The sequence below is a fragment of the Aphanizomenon sp. UHCC 0183 genome (genome assembly GCF_009712065.1).
Taxonomy (GTDB): domain Bacteria; phylum Cyanobacteriota; class Cyanobacteriia; order Cyanobacteriales; family Nostocaceae; genus Dolichospermum; species Dolichospermum heterosporum.
In genome coordinates this window covers 9,507-26,491 of sequence record NZ_VILC01000033.1, presented here as the reverse complement: position 1 = coordinate 26,491, position 16,985 = coordinate 9,507, and the positions used below count along the sequence as shown (strand labels likewise).

The following is a 16,985-nucleotide window of genomic DNA, read 5'->3' as shown; positions in this document are numbered from 1 at the left end:
TTATCTAAATTAGATTATCCATCACTTCATCAAAAATTCATAATTGAATACTTTTCCCTTCTGGTAAGATCAACATAGCATCACCGAAAGAGTAGAAGCGGTATTCAGAACTAATTGCTTGCTGGTAAAGATCCAATAATCTTTTTCTACCAATTAAAGCACTAACGAGCATCAATAAACTAGAACGGGGTAAATGAAAATTGGTGATTAACCCCTCCACAACCTGCCATTTATAGCCCGGATAAATAAACAAATTTGTCTTCCCGACAAAGGGCTGTAAATCCCCAGATTGCGCCGCACCTTCCAAAGCTCTTACCGCTGTTGTCCCTACCGCAATAATTCGTCCCCCAGCAGCCTGAGTAGCCCGAATTTGCTCAACGGTATCAGCAGGAACTTCAATCCATTCTTCGTGCATGGCGTGGGTAGTGACATCTTCTACTTCCACTGGGCGGAAAGTACCGATACCAACATGAAGGGTAATAAAGGCTTGATTAATGCCACAATTACGCAGTTTTTCTAGTAATTCTGGTGTAAAATGTAATCCTGCTGTTGGGGCAGCGATCGCTCCCTGTTCAGCCGCATACACCGTCTGATACTGTTCATCAGCCGCAGTAGAAGCCGTAATATAAGGAGGTAGGGGAATCTGTCCAAACTTCCCTAACACCTGCACTAAAGGAACTGCTGGGGGCAAATCAAACTGTAATAATCGCCCCCCAGTTTCTGGATCTGACTCAACAACTGTCGCCCTCAATTCCTGTTTATTCCCATCTCCTCCCGCTGTAAAAATAATCTCACTACCCACCTTAAAGCGCTTTCCAGGCTTCACCAAAGCCAACCAGCAATTATGCCCTCGTTCCTCCAACAGCAACACCTCCACCCCCGCACCTGTATCCTTACAGCCATATAACCGAGCGGGAATTACCTTTGTATTATTCATAATCAATAAATCACCCGGTTTCAGCAATTCCGATAGATCACGGAAAATGTGATGTAGAGGTGGTATAGTTTTAGCAGTTTCGGGAGAATTTACCACCAATAACTTAGAACTATCTCTAGGAACAGCAGGGTTTTGGGCGATTAGTCCTGGTGGAAGTTCGTAGTCATAACTAGACAACGAACAATCTAAATTAACATTTTGTGTTTTCGCTTTATCTTGTATTATTTGTCGCTTCATATTAATCAAGTAATTGTTAAATTGTTATAATAGTATGCACTTAAATGAGCTACAAAACTTACTGTAACCGCTATACATCACCTTTACTGCCTTTTCTTTCCATCTTCTTCATTCTGACTCCTGACTGGGCGCAGACCCTGCGCCTCTACCTTTTGACTGGGCGCAGGCCTTGCGCCCCTACATTCTGACTGGGCGCAGGCCCTGCGCCCCTACCTCCTGACTCCTGAATTATTGGGTAAATCTCCCCATAGAATAACGGGTGCTTTTACCCTACCGGGAACTCCACCCCATTAACGAAGATAGATAGGTAGAACTAAATTGAATCCCATAACACTATGATGGAATACTTGTACTATCTAGGCAATGCCACACTCACCCTGAGAATCGTTCAATACTTACATGGTAGACCACAACTTCCCGTTTCCTTTGTGAGCGTGATTCATCAAATTAATGGTTGGGTAGTCAGAATTAAACTCAAAGAAACAGTCTCAGATCAACAAGATGGTGATTTTCGAGCTTTCTTGAGTGAATTGGGAATTAGCTATCAGCCACCAATGAGAGTCCAAATGGCGTTTTGGAGTTTGGAATCTGGACAAACACCCATAGACGTAATGCGTCGTTACCAAGTAGCAGTTGTTTCTCATGGTAGCCCGGAAAGAGAAGAAATTGAAGCATTTAGACAACAGTTTGTTCGAGGTTTAGGGTATTGTCCAGAAACACTCGCTTAAACAATGCTAAATTAAGTGTCACAACGTAAAAATAATTTTGCAATCATGATTATTACTGTTCAAAGGCTGCCTCAATATATTGAAGCAGCTTAAATTCATATCCAGCTATAGATAAACGCTCTAAAAATTCTTCGCCAATAGTCTTTTTACTTTGTAATTGGTAATGAACAAGTGCCACATCAAAGCGACAAGCATAATCAGCTTTTTGTGGATATTCAGCTAAAAATATTTCCGCAGTCCGCCAGATTTTTGCTTGTTTTTGGGGAGTAATGGCATTTTTTCCCCCTTCATCCCAATTACCAGAACTCCGGGTTTTCACTTCAACAAACGCCAGCATTGTGTCTTGATATTGGGCAATAATATCAATTTCTCCCCAACGACAACAAAAGCGCCGCTGCAAAACTTCCCAACCTGTAGATTGTAACCATTTGGCTACTAGGTCTTCACCTATGTTACCAATATCTGCATAATTAAATGGAGAAGGATTAGCCATTAATTAACAATACCATGAATACTAAGCATCCCAATTGGATAAGTATACTCAGTTTATTACTTTGGGTGATGATTTCCACCACAGTCTTAGCAGCTTTTGTCCCTTCTGCTGTAGCACTGGAATATAACAAAGAAATTCTTATCAGTGCTGATTTTTCTGGACGTGATTTAACAGATTCTAGTTTTACTAAAGCAAATCTTCGCTACAGTAATTTTAGTCACTCTAATTTAAGAGGTGTTAGTTTTTTCGCCGCCAATCTAGAATCAGCAAATTTACAGGGAGCAGACCTAACTAATGCTACACTTGATTCAGCGCGGTTAATTAGAGCCGATTTAACCAACGCCGTTTTAGAAGGAGCATTTGCAGCTGGTGCCAAATTTGATGGTGCTATAATCGAGGGTGCAGATTTTACCAATGTACTACTGCGTCAAGATGAACAAAAGAAACTATGTAAGTTGGCAAAAGGTACTAATCCCGTGACAGGAAGAGAGACAAGAGATACCTTATATTGTTCTTAGATTCAGATCAGATCCCCGACTTCTTTGAGAATTCGGGGATCTGACGCTTACAGTATTTATATATTTTGTAAAATTTGTGAAAGTGTTAATTTGAGTTCTGGAAATAATGGCGATATAATTAAATCATCACCTCTAAATTGATTAACTATGTATTCATCATCAACTAAAGAATAAATAGAAATAGTTGGTTGTTTAGGATTACCAATAAATCTTTTACCACCGAAAGCACCATAATCAACTATCCAATATTCAGGAATACCCATTGATTCATAATCGTTGGTTTTATGAGTATAATCTGTTTGCCAATTACTACTAACAATTTCTATTACTAAAGGAACTGAAGCGGCTTGAGTAATAGTTGATTCTTTTTTCCATAAAGGTTCATTAGGTAAGTTATTTCTATTCAGCAATAATAAATCAGGTGCATAAGCTGATAAACTATTAGGTGTTTTAATTAAAGCTGTTTTGGGGATAAAATAAGGAAGTTTAAGTTTTTTATATTCTGTAACTATTTCTTCCAATAAAAATCCGATAATTTCCTCATGATCTCCTACTGGTGGGTTCATTTCTACAATTTCTCCATTGTGCAATTCATAACGTGATCCTGTTTCTGGATAGGATTGGATAAACTCCTCAAAGCTGACTGATTTGGTTAAGGTTTGAACCATGATTCACCTCTTGAATGGTGATAATTTGCTGATTTTAATTATACTATAGGAATCCGGTTTGATTCCTGATAGCGAAGCGTGGCGTTAGCCATATTTACTTGTGTGGTCAGGGAACAGGGAACTCTTAACTGGGAACAGAAAAGACAGAATTGATACCTACTGAGTCTTGTATGGCTACGCCACGCAAGCTATCAAAAATCAAATAGGAGTCCTATATATAGAAATCTGATATTACAAGGATTTTTGGTTCTAATACTCCCCTTAGGTAGTTATTCACTCCCCCCCTCTAAAATTATCGAAACCCTTGATCTCTCGTTAAAGATAGGGGGGAGTGTGAACAGTTACCCCCTTAGAGGGTGTTTGAAAAGTCATGATTGCTGTATCAAATATTTTACCCCTCCCTAACCCTCCCCTTATAAAGGGGAGGGAACTAGATTTTTATTGTTACCCCCCTTTACCCTTTACAAGGGAAAGGTGGATAATAATGTGATGAAAACTACAGGATACCACTTTTAAAACAACCTCTTATGGAAAAGAATATTAATTTAATTTTTGTAGGTTGGGTTGAATGAAGTGTATCCCTTACGGGAGCCGAAGGCATAACCCAACATTGGCTTTAAGATAGTAAGAGTTTTTGGGTTTACTTGCGTCAACCCAAGGTACAATAAATGTTTACATAAAGCGAAAGGTAGAGCCGAAATTATTGATTTTATGTAACCAAGTTATGATATGAAATTGTTAGTTATCTCCTATAAAATATGCACCAGCAGGAAATCCGACTTAAACCCGGTACATTATGGACAAGTCTCAAAAAAACCACCGAACTCGCTTTAAAATCTGGAGCTTTAAAATCTATTCCCACAGAGGTGAAAATTTTTGAACAAGATGGAATCAAGTTTGTTGTCAGAATTTTAGAAAATATCAATCGCAAAAAAGCTGATCAAGAAAAACAAAATCAAAAAACTGCTAAAACTGGTAAAGAATTTAATCCTTTTTTACCTTATGAAGAAGCTTTATTTGTGGCGGATATCTCCCCTACTCACGTTTGTATTTTAAATAAATTCAATGTTGTTGATTATCACTTTTTGATAATTACCCGCGCTTTTGAACCACAGGAAAGCCTACTTACCCTAGAAGATTTTACAGCTATGTGGGCTTGTTTAGCAGAATTTGCTGGGTTAGTATTTTATAACGGTGGTAAACTTGCCGGTGCGAGTCAACCACATAAACATTTACAAATTGTCCCTTTTGCAGAAACGGATATTCCCATTTCACCACTTGTAAAAGCTGCAAAATTAGATAATTCCCTGGGAACTATCCCAGAATTTACCTTTGTACACGCTCTCACTAATATTAACTTAGGAGAAAGTGCCGAAATAACCTTCAAAAAATATCATACATTACTACAAACCTTGGGAATTAAACCCCTAGAAAATAATATCCAATCAGGAGCATATAATCTTTTAATGACACGAGAATGGATGTTAATTGTTCCCCGAAAATTTGAAGAATTTGAATCAATTTCTGTGAACTCATTGGGGTTTGCAGGGACGTTGTTAGTCAAAAATCAACAACAAGTGCAACTATTAAAAAATATTAGCCCTATTAACCTTTTAAATCATGTTGCTTTTCCTCTACAACAACATTGAATCTTAGACTACAATATAAATTAATATATTTCTCCCTTTCTTTGCGCGAAACAAAAATCATCAAAAAGAGGAAAAATCATGGAATCTCTAGATATAAAATGGATTCGTTCCCAGTTTCCCGCACTCACACAAACAATCAACGGAAAACCAGCAATTTTCTTTGATGGACCTGGTGGCACACAAGTACCCGGTGGAGTATTAGACGCAATTAGTGATTATTTAGTCAGGTCAAATGCTAATGCTCACGGTGCTTTTACTACTAGTATGCGAACCGATGCCTTGATTATTTCTGCCAGGTCGGCGATCACTGATTTCCTTGGATGCGATCATGATGAAGTAGTATTTGGCGCAAATATGACCACCCTCACCTTCTCAATGAGTCGCGCTATCGGTAGAGAACTCCAACCCGGTGATGAAATAATTGTTACAGACTTAGACCATGCAGCCAACATTTCTCCCTGGTCTGCTTTAGAAGAAAAAGGTGTGATTATTCGGACAGTTAATATTAATATTGCCGACTGTACTTTAGATTTAAACGATTTAGAAAAAAAGATAAATTCCCGCACCAAACTAGTAGCAGTAACTTACGCTTCCAACGCCGTCGGGACAATTAACGATATTGCTAAAATAGTTAAAATTGCCCATAGTTTCGGAGCTTTAGTATATGTTGATGCCGTCCATTACGCCCCCCATGCACCAATAAATGTTCATCATTTAGACTGTGATTTTCTCGCCTGTTCCGCCTACAAATTCTTCGCTCCCCATCTAGGAATTCTTTACGGAAAAAAAGAACATTTAACCAGATTTTCCCCTTATAAAGTTAAACCCGCATCAGAAGAAGTCCCTTCCAGATGGGAAACAGGAACATTAAATCATGAAGGTTTAGCAGGATTAGTAGCAGCAATTAATTATTTAGCAAAATTAGGTTGTCATGTTTCCCCAACCTTAGATAACGAATTACTTTCCTCCTTAATAGAAGCCGATAGAGAAGGCTTAACCACCTTCCATTGTCCTCGATTCCTAACCGAAATAGCCCAACCAAACCACAAATTAGCATCAGCCTATCATAGTCGTCGAGCCGCATTATTATCAGCAATGTCAGCCATTCAACAATACGAAAGAGAATTAAGCAAAAAATTGATTTCAGGATTATTAAAAATCCCTGGTTTAACCCTCTATGGAATTACCGAACCCAGCCAATTTACATGGCGCACACCAACAGTATCCATTCGCATGACAGGAAAAACACCAGCAACCATAGCCAAAATATTAGGAGAACAAGGAATATTCGCCTGGTACGGAAACTTCTATGCAACCAACCTCACCGAAAAATTAGACGTAGAAACATCAGGTGGCTTATTACGAATCGGACTAGCCCATTACAACACATCCGCAGAAATAGATCAACTTCTGCAAACCCTCAATGAAATCGCGTAACAACCTTAAATCACAGCCATTTTCATATATTTTCTTCCTTTGCGCCTTTGCGCCTTTGCGTGAGATAATGAAAATAGCTGTAACACCCCACTAACCGCAGTCCTCAGTCTCACAAACACGGCGAATATTGAGAATATCACTCATTTTTTTGAGTTGCACAAATAAATGTTCCAACTGAGAACAATCGCGGACATCAATTCCCAAATCCATCAACGCAGGTTGTCCCAAACAAGTTTTCACTTGAGCATGACGAACATTAATACCCTGATCACTCAAGCGTGACAATACATCTTTCAATACTCCCACCCTGTCCATAGCCTCAATTTGCACATTAACCGGATAAGTATGGGGACGGCTGCGGTTTTCCATAGCCAAATTCCAGCGCACTGGTACTAACCGCTCACACTCAATAGGATCTACATTATGACAGCCTTGGCGGTGGATAGAAATTCCTCTTCCTCGTGTGACTACACCCACAATTGCTTCACCGGGAATGGGGTTACAACAGCCAGCAATATGATGAACCAAACCCTCCATACCAATAATCGGGGAATCACTAGCACGGGAAGTAATTAGTGGGGTATCCCGTGAGGATTTTGGCGTTGGTTCTTTGGGGATAAATGGGACAACATCACTTACCGGTTGTCTAGCTTTCACAACTTCTCGCCAACGGTTCAGCGCTAAATTCGAGGTAATTTCCCCATAACCCAAACCGGCAAGTAAATCTTCCACACTGTGATAATTACATTTTTCGGCGACAGTGTGCATAGCATCTGATTTGAGCAAATTCTCAAAACCAGTTTTCCCCAATTCCTTCTCTAATAAATCCCGTCCTCTGGCGATATTTTCTTCCCGGCGCGATCGCTTGTACCACTGTTTAATTCGATACTTCGCTGCTGAAGTGCTAACAAAATTTAACCAATCCAAACTAGGATGACTATTCTTTTGAGTAATAATGTCCACAATATCGCCATTATGCAAGCGTGTTGACAAAGGCACAATGCGACCATTAACCCGCGCTCCCGCACAGTGGTTTCCCACTTCCGTATGAATCCGATAAGCAAAATCAATACTTGTAGAACCAGGACTTAAAGGAACAACATCCCCCTTTGGGGTGAAGACATAAACATCATCTTCAAATAGATTATCCTTAACACTATCTAAGTATTCCTGAGCATCTTTTAAATCACTTTGCCAATCTAGCAACTGGCGCAACCAAGTAAACTTTTCATCAGAGCCTGTGACGGAAGTATTCTCAGAACCCCCAGTTTCTTTATACTTCCAATGGGCAGCAATTCCGTACTCCGCAATATGGTGCATTTCCAAAGTCCGAATTTGCACCTCCAGCGGGCGACCAGTCAAGCCAATTACCCCCGTATGCAAAGACTGATAATGGTTTGGCTTTGGCAATCCAATGTAGTCCTTGAACCTACCAGGGATAGGACGAAAAGAATCATGAACAACAGCTAAAGCGCGATAGCATTCTTCATTACTTTGGACAATAATTCGCAGCGCCGCCAAGTCGTAAATTTCATGAAATTCCTTTTGCTGCCTTTGCATTTTTTGATAAATGCTATAAAGGTGTTTAGGACGACCACTAATTTCTAAACAATTAATCCCCGCCTTGAGTAACCGACGGCGTAAAGTATCCGTAGCTTTGAGTAACTTTTCTTCCCTTGCCGTGCGTTTTTCCGCGACACATTTCTGAGTTTCTCGATAAGCCTCTGGTTCTAAATATTTAAATGCTAAATCCTCTAATTCCCACTTAATTTGCCAAATCCCTAAGCGATTCGCCAAAGGTGCAAAAATATCTCGCGTTTCCTGGGCGCTGCGTTGACGACTAGCTTCTGACATATATTGGAGAGTCCGCATATTATGCAAACGGTCTGCCAGTTTCACCACAATGACACGAATATCTTGCGCCATAGCCAAAAACATTCGCCGGAAATTTTCCGCCTGACTTTCGGTTTTGCTAGTAAAATTAATTTTCGACAGCTTGGTAACACCTTCTACCAATAGCCTGACTTCTGGACCAAACCGTGCTTCTATATCTTCACTTGTAACTTCTGTATCTTCAACTACATCATGAAGTAATCCGGCTGCTATCATAGCCGGACTACCACCTAATTCACGGAGTATTTCCGCTACAGCAACCGGATGGGCAATATAAGGTTCTCCCGACTTGCGAATTTGTCCCCCATGTAGTTGGTATGCAAACTGAAAAGCCCGACAAATTAAGGCATTACCGTTATACGTTCGGTCTTCCTCCTCTGTAAGTATTGGCGCTGGAGGTGCGATTAAACATTTGTTAAGCCAGTCTGGGAGAACAACATCAACAGGAGGTTTGACGGCTACACTACTCATAAAATAAAAAAGGTAATTTGTGGATAGGTGTAAGAGATAAGCAAAAATGACAGCATTTCTATAAGTAGATGCTGTTAACTGAAAGTTTAGAGACAAGGTTGGAGAGATGATGTCCTAACTGCCTGTGGTCATCATCCATTGTAGGTTTCTTTCAAACATAATCATAAAAACCTATTGACGGTAAACCAAGCCTCAAAATAAGATTTGAGACTTGTGATTTTGAACATGAACAATGGAAAGTTTTGTTGGATCAGAAAATTTTCTTGACATTAATACTATCTTAACTAGCAACAGATGTCTTTTAATTGTGATAAATATCAGGAATTGGCAACATTTCTAGATGAGTTTCGGACTAATGTAACAGCAGGTAAACTCAGTGCGGGGGAGTTACGTCCGCATTTAGCCAAGTTACAGGCGTTTTTTAGCCAGCAAATTGTTCCTTTGGTTGATGCTAATTCACGAGAACAATCCTATAAAACCGAAATAAGTAAGCAGTTGCGACTATTGGAAGTAGATATGATGTTTCTCCAAGGAGCAAAGCAATTAACGACATTGCAAGCTAGGTTGAAAACTATTGAGGAGCGTATTGATACTTTAATTAGATATTGTCAAGCTATTACCCAGCCTATGAAATCGCAGGAATCAAAGTAGGAATTTTTTTCACGCAGAGACGCAGAGGCGCAGAGAGGAAGAGTTTGAGAGATGGAATTTTTGCCTCTTGATGGGGAATAATGAAATTATGCCAATGCCTACATCAACCGGGGAAATGCACCCTCTAAGCCAGGTACGAAAGATCCCCGACTTCTTAATTAAATTTTTTGTAAATAATGAAGATCATTCAAATAAGTCAGGGATCTAAATCCGTCGGTTTCATTTTCTGATCTCCTTCTCTCTTCCTCTGCGTCTCTGCGCCTCTGCGTGAGAAAAAATATTTAACTTACTCATAAAAAATAGAACTAACTACTTAATAAGTATATAAAACTTAACAAAAAAACCACTAAAGTCATAGGAAAATGGTAAATTAATTTCAGTTGTAACTATTCTGAATCCTGTTTATATGTTTACCAGAATCCGTCGGCTTTCAAATCGGTTTTTTAATAACTCTCGGACAGTAAACAACGAACCACTAAATAAAGTGAGTTTAGTTGTCATTATTTTAGTTGATATTTTTATTTTAATTAATGTCTTTACGGGTTTAAATAATATTAGTGAATGGCATCTTAGCCCAACTCAAGCTTATCCATGTTATTCTGAATGGAATAATTATAAAACCCAAACTAGCAAAAATAAAGATTATGAATTTTTGAGAAGTTCATTACCTTACGGTAGCAATGAGCAAAAAATTCAGCAAAGATATCAAGATGCAGAAATTGGACATTTGGGTAAAGTTTCCGAAATCTGTTTGAACTATGGTGAATCTAAAGATAAACTGAATAATCCTCAAAATCAGAAAATTATCACCACGATAAATCAGACTCAAGATAAAATTAGTCGTCTTGAACAAGCAAATGCTACCATTCGTCAGCAATATGATTCAACCTTATTAGAAAAAATTGCTGGACAGTCTTCAGGTAATTCCATTAATCAGGTTCGTGCCGAAAAAGCTAAACAGGAATTAAGACAAAATAGTCAGAAAATTGCCAACTTAAAACAGGAAATTGCTAATCTGCAAAATCAACTGCTGACAAAACCCGAAAGTGTTAATTTATTGTCTTTTATCAAAGATGAAACTAAATTTAATCAAGTTGCTAAAGACTATAAAGATGCTTCCTTTTGGTATCCTAGCATTCAATTAGTTCTTCAAGCTATCTTTTTAATTCCACTAATTCTGATTGCATTATTAGTTAATAATTTTAGTCAACGGAAAGGATATGGATTAATAGGATTAATTAGCTGGCATTTGCTAGTTATATTTCTCATTCCTCTAGTTCTAAAAATATTTGAATTTCTGCAAATTGGTGTAATATTTAAATTCTTGTTTGATATTATTAGTTTTCTGTTTGGTGGGCTAGTTTTCCTAATTAGTTATGTTTATATTTTGCTAATTCCCTTAGTTGGTTTTGGCATGATTAAATTCTTCCAAACCGTTGTCTTTAATCATAGAATTCAAGCAGCTAACAGAATTCAAAAATCCCGCTGTATTCGGTGTGCTAAAAAAATTCGTCCTCAAGATAGCCACTGTCCCCACTGCGGTTACTATCAATATGTCGAATGCCATAGTTGTCATAATTTAACCTATAAAGAATTACCTTATTGTCATCATTGCGGTGCTGATCAAAATTCCCCTAATTTAGAGGTAAATTAACACTTTAAGAAAGTATAGAACTCATATTTGATTTTTGAAAAAAATTAGGTATTGTAGGGTGCGTCAGATATTACAAATCTGTTTATTGAGAGAATTTATGCGGTCTGACGCACCCTACGTATCTTTTCATAAATCAAATATTATTCCTATATAAAAATTTCGATGCAAGTGAGGTATAATGGGCAATAATTAACCGCAGATGGCAGAAAATAGACGCAGATAAACGCAGATAATTTGGTTTTCCTGCTCTCCTCATTTATTCGATATTATTAAGTTATTGATTGAAATCTAGGCAAACAATTTATGTCATCTATTACCAATGTCACTGAAGCTACATTTAAGCAAGAAGTGCTAGAAAGTCAAACTCCTGTTTTAGTTGATTTTTGGGCCCCTTGGTGCGGTCCTTGTAAAATGCTGTCTCCTGTAGTGGAAGAAGTGGCTGCGGAATATGAGGGACAGCTAAAAGTGGTAAAGTTAAATGCTGATCAAAATCCTACTGTTGCTAGTCATTATGGGATTCGCAGTATTCCTACTTTGATGATATTTAAGGGGGGACGACAAATTAAAACAGTTGTTGGTGCTGTTCCTAAAACTACATTAGCTACTACATTAGATAGGTATGTTGATTCCTAGCTACAGCATTTTTCACCGAATATTGCAAGCTTTCCGTTCACCGTCATGTTCAGGATGTTGCCAAGAATAAGCAAAATGGCTGACACCCTTAATTTGAGGAGATAATTGGCGGAGGGCTTGCATTTGTACTTCTAAAGGAGGACGATTGCTAATTGATTCTCCCCATTTCCCAGCTAAAGCCGGAATCACTTTTGTACCTGGTTGCGCCATTTTTAAAACTTGTTGAACTTGCGCCACAATGCAACTAGCATTCCCGCAATTTGCATAGGACATGGGATGCCATTCTAGGGTACTGGGGAACTTATCCCAAGGTTGCAAGCGGGAATCATACCCCTGTCCTAAAGCTTGATTACCTTCGGGAAAAAATACCGCTCCCGCGGGAATACCTTTTTGTTTGGCTGGGTAACTTGCTAAAGTTACAAAATCTAAGATACCTTGCATAGCATGAGCAACGGAGAGTAACCACAAATCCAATTGCAAAACCCGCTGTTTTTCTGCTGGAGAAGGTAAGGATTTCTGCTTTTTGGGGGGAATACGCCCTTCCCACATGGGTTCATCTTCTTGAGGATAGCGTTTATCAATTTCTGCTATGTCGCCAGCGCTGACATATCCTTTGGTTAAAAAACGACGAATTAATTCTAATCCTTTGGCATTTTTGGCGCGACTAAATAGGACTTCTTGGGTGGCTGGAGTAAATAGCCAGAGGTCATGAACTTTGGTAGCAATGGAGTCAATGCCGGTCTGACGAGGATAACGAACATAATCGAAGAGAATACCATCTGGACGACGGCGGATAACCTGTTGCACCATGCGGTAGTAATCGGTTTTTGCTTGGGTGTTGTAGGGATCAATGAAGACTTGGGAACTATCTTCTACTACGGATAAGCTGGTTTGATTTTTGCCATTACGAGCGATCGCATTTTGTCTATCTGCACGTTGAGCATAGGTGTAACCGAAGTTAGTCGTAAACATCCAAGTATAAACCTTTAAACCCCGTTGTTGCCCTTTTTTAATTGCTAATGCTAATAAATCAAATTTTTCTGCACCAGGAAGGCGAACTACAGCAGGCCAAACTGTAGAATTAGTTGCGGCGGGTAATAACACTTGTCCATCATAAAATACTTCTAAATAAATTTGGTTATAGCCTTGGTTGACAATTCGATCCATAATTTGATCAACTGCTCCCGACTGGATATCACAGGGATACAGGCGCAACCAAATAGCCTGAGTTTGCGGCCAAGTCTGACTACGACAGGTTTTTAATTCTTGTGTATGCTGTTTGAGTAATTTCTGATAGCGACTTGCCGCCTCTTTATTGCCTTTAAAAGCCAATAAACGTAAGTTTTCTTTTTCTTGAGTTGCTTTTGATGATACCCAACAATCCTTTCCGTTCTGAGCAATGGCTGGTTTGGTAGCTAGGTTGAGAATCAATAAGCAATTAGTAATAATTACAGTAAATAAACCTTGCCAAGATAAAACTATCCTTAAAAATTTCCAGTTGAAATCAGACATAAGAGAACTCCACAAAAAAGATTGTCCAGGATTTGAGGATGTACAGGATGTTTTTTTATATTCATCTACATTTTCACAAAATTGCGCTAATTCAAATATCCCACAATATCAAACTCAAATACAATCCTGTTAATCCTTTAATCAGTGGAAATCCTGATTCTAAAATTTATACGCTACTTAGAGATTTCACTCTTGCAATAGCACCTTCAATATCTGGCAATTTTTGACCATTTTTTTCGGCTGTTTCTAACCACAAGTTTCGCACAGTTATCAGTTCTTGTAAGGTTTCTTCTAAAGTTTCACCCTGCGCTAAACATCCTTTTAATGCGGGAATTTCTGCTACAAAACCGCCTTCTTCACAGGGATAAACAACTATGGGATAATTCATGATTACGCTCCTTCTATTAATTCTAATACTCGTTTAACATAAACTGATTTTACCCGATTATTATGAACTGGAATTACTAAAATTGTTTCATCTTTGATAAATATGTGATGACTACCTGTAATTCTATCTAAGAAAAATTCCTCTAACTCTAAAAGTTTATGAATATCACTAAACTTTACATTGTTGGGGCTATTTTTTAATTTTTCAATTAGTTTACCTTTTTTGACCATTTTCTGCTAGTAAAAATTTTAACATATCAGACAGTTAAATATTAATAAAAAATGGTGCTGTACTTTCGGAGAACGCACCCTACAAGATGAGCAATCTGCTTGCAGTAGCGTAACGTTTACGCGGTGGTAATTTCAACACTTCGCCTAATTGAAATGAATTTCCAAAAATTCCTGTACAGAGGCTTGACATTTGGTTCTCTTTATGAGAACATAGAGTTACACGAATAAGGACACAAGGTAAAACAGATATGTTTAAACTAAAAAACTCAATCTCAATAATATATTATGAAAGTAATTGGTATCGAAGGCCTATCTGAATTTATTAAGATTCATCCAAATTCTGAAATTAGTCTTAATGTTTGGCTCCAAACTGCTCAAAAGGAAGAATGGAAACACATTATAGATGTAAGGGAAGTTTATCCACACGCAGATTTTGTACAAGGGTACACAGTTTTTAATATAGGAGGAAATAAGTTTCGGTTAATTACTAAAATTACCTATAAAGTCAAGACCATTAAGATTGAGGATGTATTAACTCATAGTGAATATAATGAAGATAAGTGGAAAAAATAAGGAATAATTAGAGGATTTCGCTTCTCAATAGTCTAATTACACTACTCAGAAGCTCATAAACATCTAGGATATGGCTTTACTATGTCCCTAGTGAAAACATTCTACCCCAAAGGGGGTTGTATATGACAACTACACTAAACAAGGAAGAATACATTAAGCTACTTTCTGAAACTGTGCCACGTATAATTGACACAGAAATAGAGCATAAGCGTCTACTAAATGAAGTAGATAAATTTATGGATTTAGGGGAAAATTTAACAGATGAACAAGCTGAAGTTTTACAGTTGCTAATAACACTAATTGAGCAATATGAAAATAAAGTCTATCAAATGAAAGCTATAACGCCCCTAGATATATTACATGAGTTAATGTCAGTAAGACAACTCAAACAAAAGGATATTGTCGAGATTTTTGGCTCAAAAGGTATTACTTCAGAAGTAATAAATGGTAAAAGAAGTATTAGCAAAAATCAAGCCAAAGCATTGGGAGATTTTTTTCATGTATCATATTCTTTGTTTTTGTAAGCAAATGGGGATAATAGCTTTTCATTAAAATCAATAACTTCAAGATTGAGATTAGAAAGAATCTGTCTAATATCTTATTCCGGGATTCCTGCATCTGCTAATTTTGCTATGACTTCGGATAAATTCACTGTACTAATTGCAGCTTTACCAATAAACTTTAAAACTTCTTCGCTACCAGTTTCTTGATTGAGTAAAGCTAAAATATGACAATAGAACTAACAATATTACCCAATGTTTTACCTTTACCAGCAATGGAAGCAGGAGGAATACGGCGTTTTTTTGATGGTAAGTTTTCTTGTAGTATGGTGATAATCACACGAGCAGAATTAACTTGAGGTTGTTCTGACAACCATGTTAATTGCCCATTTTCATAAATTGCTTCGTAACTTTTTAGCATAGTAATTTGATGATGAATGATGGTTATATTTTATTATAGTTTAAACAATCGCATTTTGTCAGAATCAGGATGTACAGGATGTTTTTTTAATATTTATCTACATTTTCATAAATTGCATTTTGTCTGAATCAGGATGTCCAGGATTTGAGGATGTACAGGATGTTTTTTAATATTTATCTAGAATTTTCACAAAATTGTATTTTGTCTGAATCAGGATGTCCAGGATTTGAGGATGTACAGGATGTTTTTTAATATTTATCTACATTTTCAGAAATTGTATTTTGTCTGAATCAGGATGTCCAGGATTTGAGGATGTACAGGATGTTTTTTAACATTTATCTAGATTTTCACAAAATCGCACTAATTTTAATATCCCACAATATCAATATCAAATATTATCCTGTTAATCCTTTAATCCTTTAATCCTTTAATCCTGGATATCCTGATATGGCTTGCGCCACGCTACGCTATCAGACAGTTAAATATTAATAGAAAAAGGTGCATCATCTTGTATTAATGCACCATACAAAATTAGCGTGAGAGAACTACTTTCTTCAATGGAAGAGAAATAATCTTTCTTCCACTTGTTGCTTGTTGTTTTCTTAAATCAGCACAAATAGCAGCCAAATCATAATTAAATGACTTAGCTTGTTCATCTCTTATTTTGCGAATTTCTGCCAAAACTTCATCATTCCACATAAATTATTCTCCTAACATTTCATAAGGTGTACATATTGTTGGCAATTCATACTCTAAACTATCAGCAATCTGTGAGAGTTTTTTCTAAATATAGGGGTTAGCAATGTGCTTACAATTCCATGTTAACAGATAATCCAATCCATAGACGGTAGCTGTAGCAATGTGAACAGTATCATAAGCAGCACTGGGTGGTAAATTACTTTGTTTTTGGAATTCCTGTGCTAAATTTTGTACTGATTCTGTGATATCAAGTAAAGGAAAGTTATTTAAAACTTCTAGTCTTTTATTCACCATTTCTGCATCACCTTTTGCTACTTCTTGCAATACCAGTGGAGAAATGTAAATAGTAAAGGAGTTTCGCTGAGTGTCCCACCAGTCTCTTGTTAATTCTGCATTAGCAGCAACTATCAAATTTTTACTAGGTCTTGCTGTTAAATAACCAATAATACTTGTTTCTATGTATATTGTTTTGGTCATATTATTCCAATGCGATTACTTTGGTAAATTTACTATACTGTATTCTGTTAATCCTTTTTGTCTGAATCAGGATGCACAGGATTTGAGGATTTACAGGATGTTTTTTTAATATTCATCTACATTTTCTGAAATTGCATTTTGTCTGAATCAGGATGTCCAGGATTTGAGGATTTACAGGATGTTTTTTAAAATTAATCTGCATTTTCTGAAATTGCG

At 37.4% G+C, this 16,985-nt stretch carries 19 protein-coding genes; 9 read left to right on the top strand and 10 right to left on the bottom strand.

The genetic code is table 11. The annotated features are described in order from the left end of the window. Nucleotides 1-37 precede the first annotated feature (37 nt). On the bottom strand, nt 38-1,174 hold the full coding sequence (gene queA / locus FJR37_RS13245; RefSeq protein ID WP_052149977.1) for a tRNA preQ1(34) S-adenosylmethionine ribosyltransferase-isomerase QueA: 1,137 nt from the start codon (nt 1,172-1,174) through the stop codon (nt 38-40). Nucleotides 1,175-1,512: 338 nt separating this feature from the next. On the opposite strand from queA, the gene FJR37_RS13240 reads away from it, so the two are divergent. Further along, complete coding sequence (locus FJR37_RS13240) at nt 1,513-1,902, top strand: hypothetical protein (RefSeq protein WP_027402361.1); 390 nt, start codon at nt 1,513-1,515, stop codon at nt 1,900-1,902. 52 nt (nt 1,903-1,954) lie between these two features. Here the strand turns inward: FJR37_RS13240 and FJR37_RS13235 are convergent, their stop codons facing one another. Next, nucleotides 1,955-2,395 carry a YraN family protein gene (locus tag FJR37_RS13235; protein WP_039203117.1) on the bottom strand — a complete coding sequence of 147 codons (441 nt, stop codon included), beginning with the start codon at nt 2,393-2,395 and terminating at the stop codon, nt 1,955-1,957. A 14-nt stretch (nt 2,396-2,409) separates the two neighbouring features. On the opposite strand from FJR37_RS13235, the gene FJR37_RS13230 reads away from it, so the two are divergent. Beyond that, nucleotides 2,410-2,913 carry a pentapeptide repeat-containing protein gene (locus FJR37_RS13230; protein ID WP_168466232.1) on the top strand — a complete coding sequence of 168 codons (504 nt, stop codon included), beginning with the start codon at nt 2,410-2,412 and terminating at the stop codon, nt 2,911-2,913. Between the two features lie 56 nt (nt 2,914-2,969). Here FJR37_RS13230 and FJR37_RS13225 read toward each other — a convergent pair whose 3' ends face one another. Further along, entirely contained in the window at nt 2,970-3,581 is a 612-nt protein-coding gene (locus FJR37_RS13225; RefSeq protein ID WP_168466231.1) for a Uma2 family endonuclease, read from the bottom strand. Between the two features lie 758 nt (nt 3,582-4,339). Between FJR37_RS13225 and FJR37_RS13220 the strand changes: the two genes are divergently transcribed. Both FJR37_RS13220 and FJR37_RS13215 read left to right on the top strand, forming a co-directional pair. Then, nucleotides 4,340-5,230 (top strand): DUF4922 domain-containing protein, encoded by an 891-nt coding sequence (locus tag FJR37_RS13220; protein WP_039203113.1) that lies wholly within the window; start codon nt 4,340-4,342, stop codon nt 5,228-5,230. 78 nt (nt 5,231-5,308) lie between these two features. Continuing rightward, nucleotides 5,309-6,667, top strand: coding sequence for a cysteine desulfurase-like protein (locus tag FJR37_RS13215; protein WP_174763419.1), 1,359 nt, complete (start codon nt 5,309-5,311; stop codon nt 6,665-6,667). A 90-nt stretch (nt 6,668-6,757) separates the two neighbouring features. Here the strand turns inward: FJR37_RS13215 and FJR37_RS13210 are convergent, their stop codons facing one another. Then, entirely contained in the window at nt 6,758-9,031 is a 2,274-nt protein-coding gene (locus FJR37_RS13210) for a bifunctional (p)ppGpp synthetase/guanosine-3',5'-bis(diphosphate) 3'-pyrophosphohydrolase (RefSeq protein WP_053538616.1), read from the bottom strand. A 294-nt stretch (nt 9,032-9,325) separates the two neighbouring features. Here FJR37_RS13210 and patD point away from each other — a divergent pair, with 294 nt between their 5' ends. The 3 genes from patD (at nt 9,326) to trxA (ending at nt 11,969) form a co-directional block, all read left to right on the top strand. Then, nucleotides 9,326-9,682: a heterocyst frequency control protein PatD gene (gene patD, locus FJR37_RS13205; RefSeq protein WP_039203112.1), complete on the top strand. Its 357-nt coding sequence runs from the start codon at nt 9,326-9,328 to the stop codon at nt 9,680-9,682. Between the two features lie 406 nt (nt 9,683-10,088). Beyond that, complete coding sequence (locus FJR37_RS13200) at nt 10,089-11,336, top strand: hypothetical protein (RefSeq protein WP_168466230.1); 1,248 nt, start codon at nt 10,089-10,091, stop codon at nt 11,334-11,336. A gap of 303 nt (nt 11,337-11,639) precedes the next feature. Then, the gene (trxA, locus tag FJR37_RS13195) at nt 11,640-11,969 is read left to right on the top strand and encodes a thioredoxin (protein WP_039203110.1); all 330 of its coding nucleotides are present in this window, start codon (nt 11,640-11,642) and stop codon (nt 11,967-11,969) included. Between the two features lie 12 nt (nt 11,970-11,981). Here trxA and FJR37_RS13190 read toward each other — a convergent pair whose 3' ends face one another. The 3 genes from FJR37_RS13190 to FJR37_RS13180 all read right to left on the bottom strand — a co-directional run bounded on the left by FJR37_RS13190 (nt 11,982) and on the right by FJR37_RS13180 (nt 14,099). Next, nucleotides 11,982-13,481 carry a family 10 glycosylhydrolase gene (locus FJR37_RS13190; protein WP_039203108.1) on the bottom strand — a complete coding sequence of 500 codons (1,500 nt, stop codon included), beginning with the start codon at nt 13,479-13,481 and terminating at the stop codon, nt 11,982-11,984. 166 nt (nt 13,482-13,647) lie between these two features. Further along, nucleotides 13,648-13,869, bottom strand: coding sequence for a type II toxin-antitoxin system HicB family antitoxin (locus FJR37_RS13185; RefSeq protein WP_039203106.1), 222 nt, complete (start codon nt 13,867-13,869; stop codon nt 13,648-13,650). A gap of 2 nt (nt 13,870-13,871) precedes the next feature. Continuing rightward, nucleotides 13,872-14,099, bottom strand: coding sequence for a type II toxin-antitoxin system HicA family toxin (locus FJR37_RS13180; protein WP_039203105.1), 228 nt, complete (start codon nt 14,097-14,099; stop codon nt 13,872-13,874). 285 nt (nt 14,100-14,384) lie between these two features. Here FJR37_RS13180 and FJR37_RS13175 point away from each other — a divergent pair, with 285 nt between their 5' ends. Together FJR37_RS13175 and FJR37_RS13170 are read left to right on the top strand one after the other, a co-directional pair. Continuing rightward, nucleotides 14,385-14,672, top strand: a complete 288-nt coding sequence (locus tag FJR37_RS13175) for a type II toxin-antitoxin system HigB family toxin (RefSeq protein WP_039203103.1) — start codon at nt 14,385-14,387, stop codon at nt 14,670-14,672. Nucleotides 14,673-14,794: 122 nt separating this feature from the next. After that, a complete protein-coding gene (locus FJR37_RS13170; protein ID WP_039203101.1) occupies nt 14,795-15,196 on the top strand; it encodes a type II toxin-antitoxin system HigA family antitoxin in 402 nt (133 codons plus the stop codon). 196 nt (nt 15,197-15,392) lie between these two features. Here FJR37_RS13170 and FJR37_RS13160 read toward each other — a convergent pair whose 3' ends face one another. The 3 genes from FJR37_RS13160 to FJR37_RS13150 form a co-directional block, all read right to left on the bottom strand. After that, nucleotides 15,393-15,593, bottom strand: a complete 201-nt coding sequence (locus FJR37_RS13160) for a hypothetical protein (RefSeq protein WP_168466229.1) — start codon at nt 15,591-15,593, stop codon at nt 15,393-15,395. A gap of 531 nt (nt 15,594-16,124) precedes the next feature. Continuing rightward, a complete protein-coding gene (locus tag FJR37_RS13155) occupies nt 16,125-16,292 on the bottom strand; it encodes a hypothetical protein (RefSeq protein WP_168466228.1) in 168 nt (55 codons plus the stop codon). Between the two features lie 84 nt (nt 16,293-16,376). Further along, nucleotides 16,377-16,769, bottom strand: coding sequence for a type II toxin-antitoxin system VapC family toxin (locus FJR37_RS13150; protein WP_235335220.1), 393 nt, complete (start codon nt 16,767-16,769; stop codon nt 16,377-16,379). Nucleotides 16,770-16,985 lie beyond the last annotated feature (216 nt).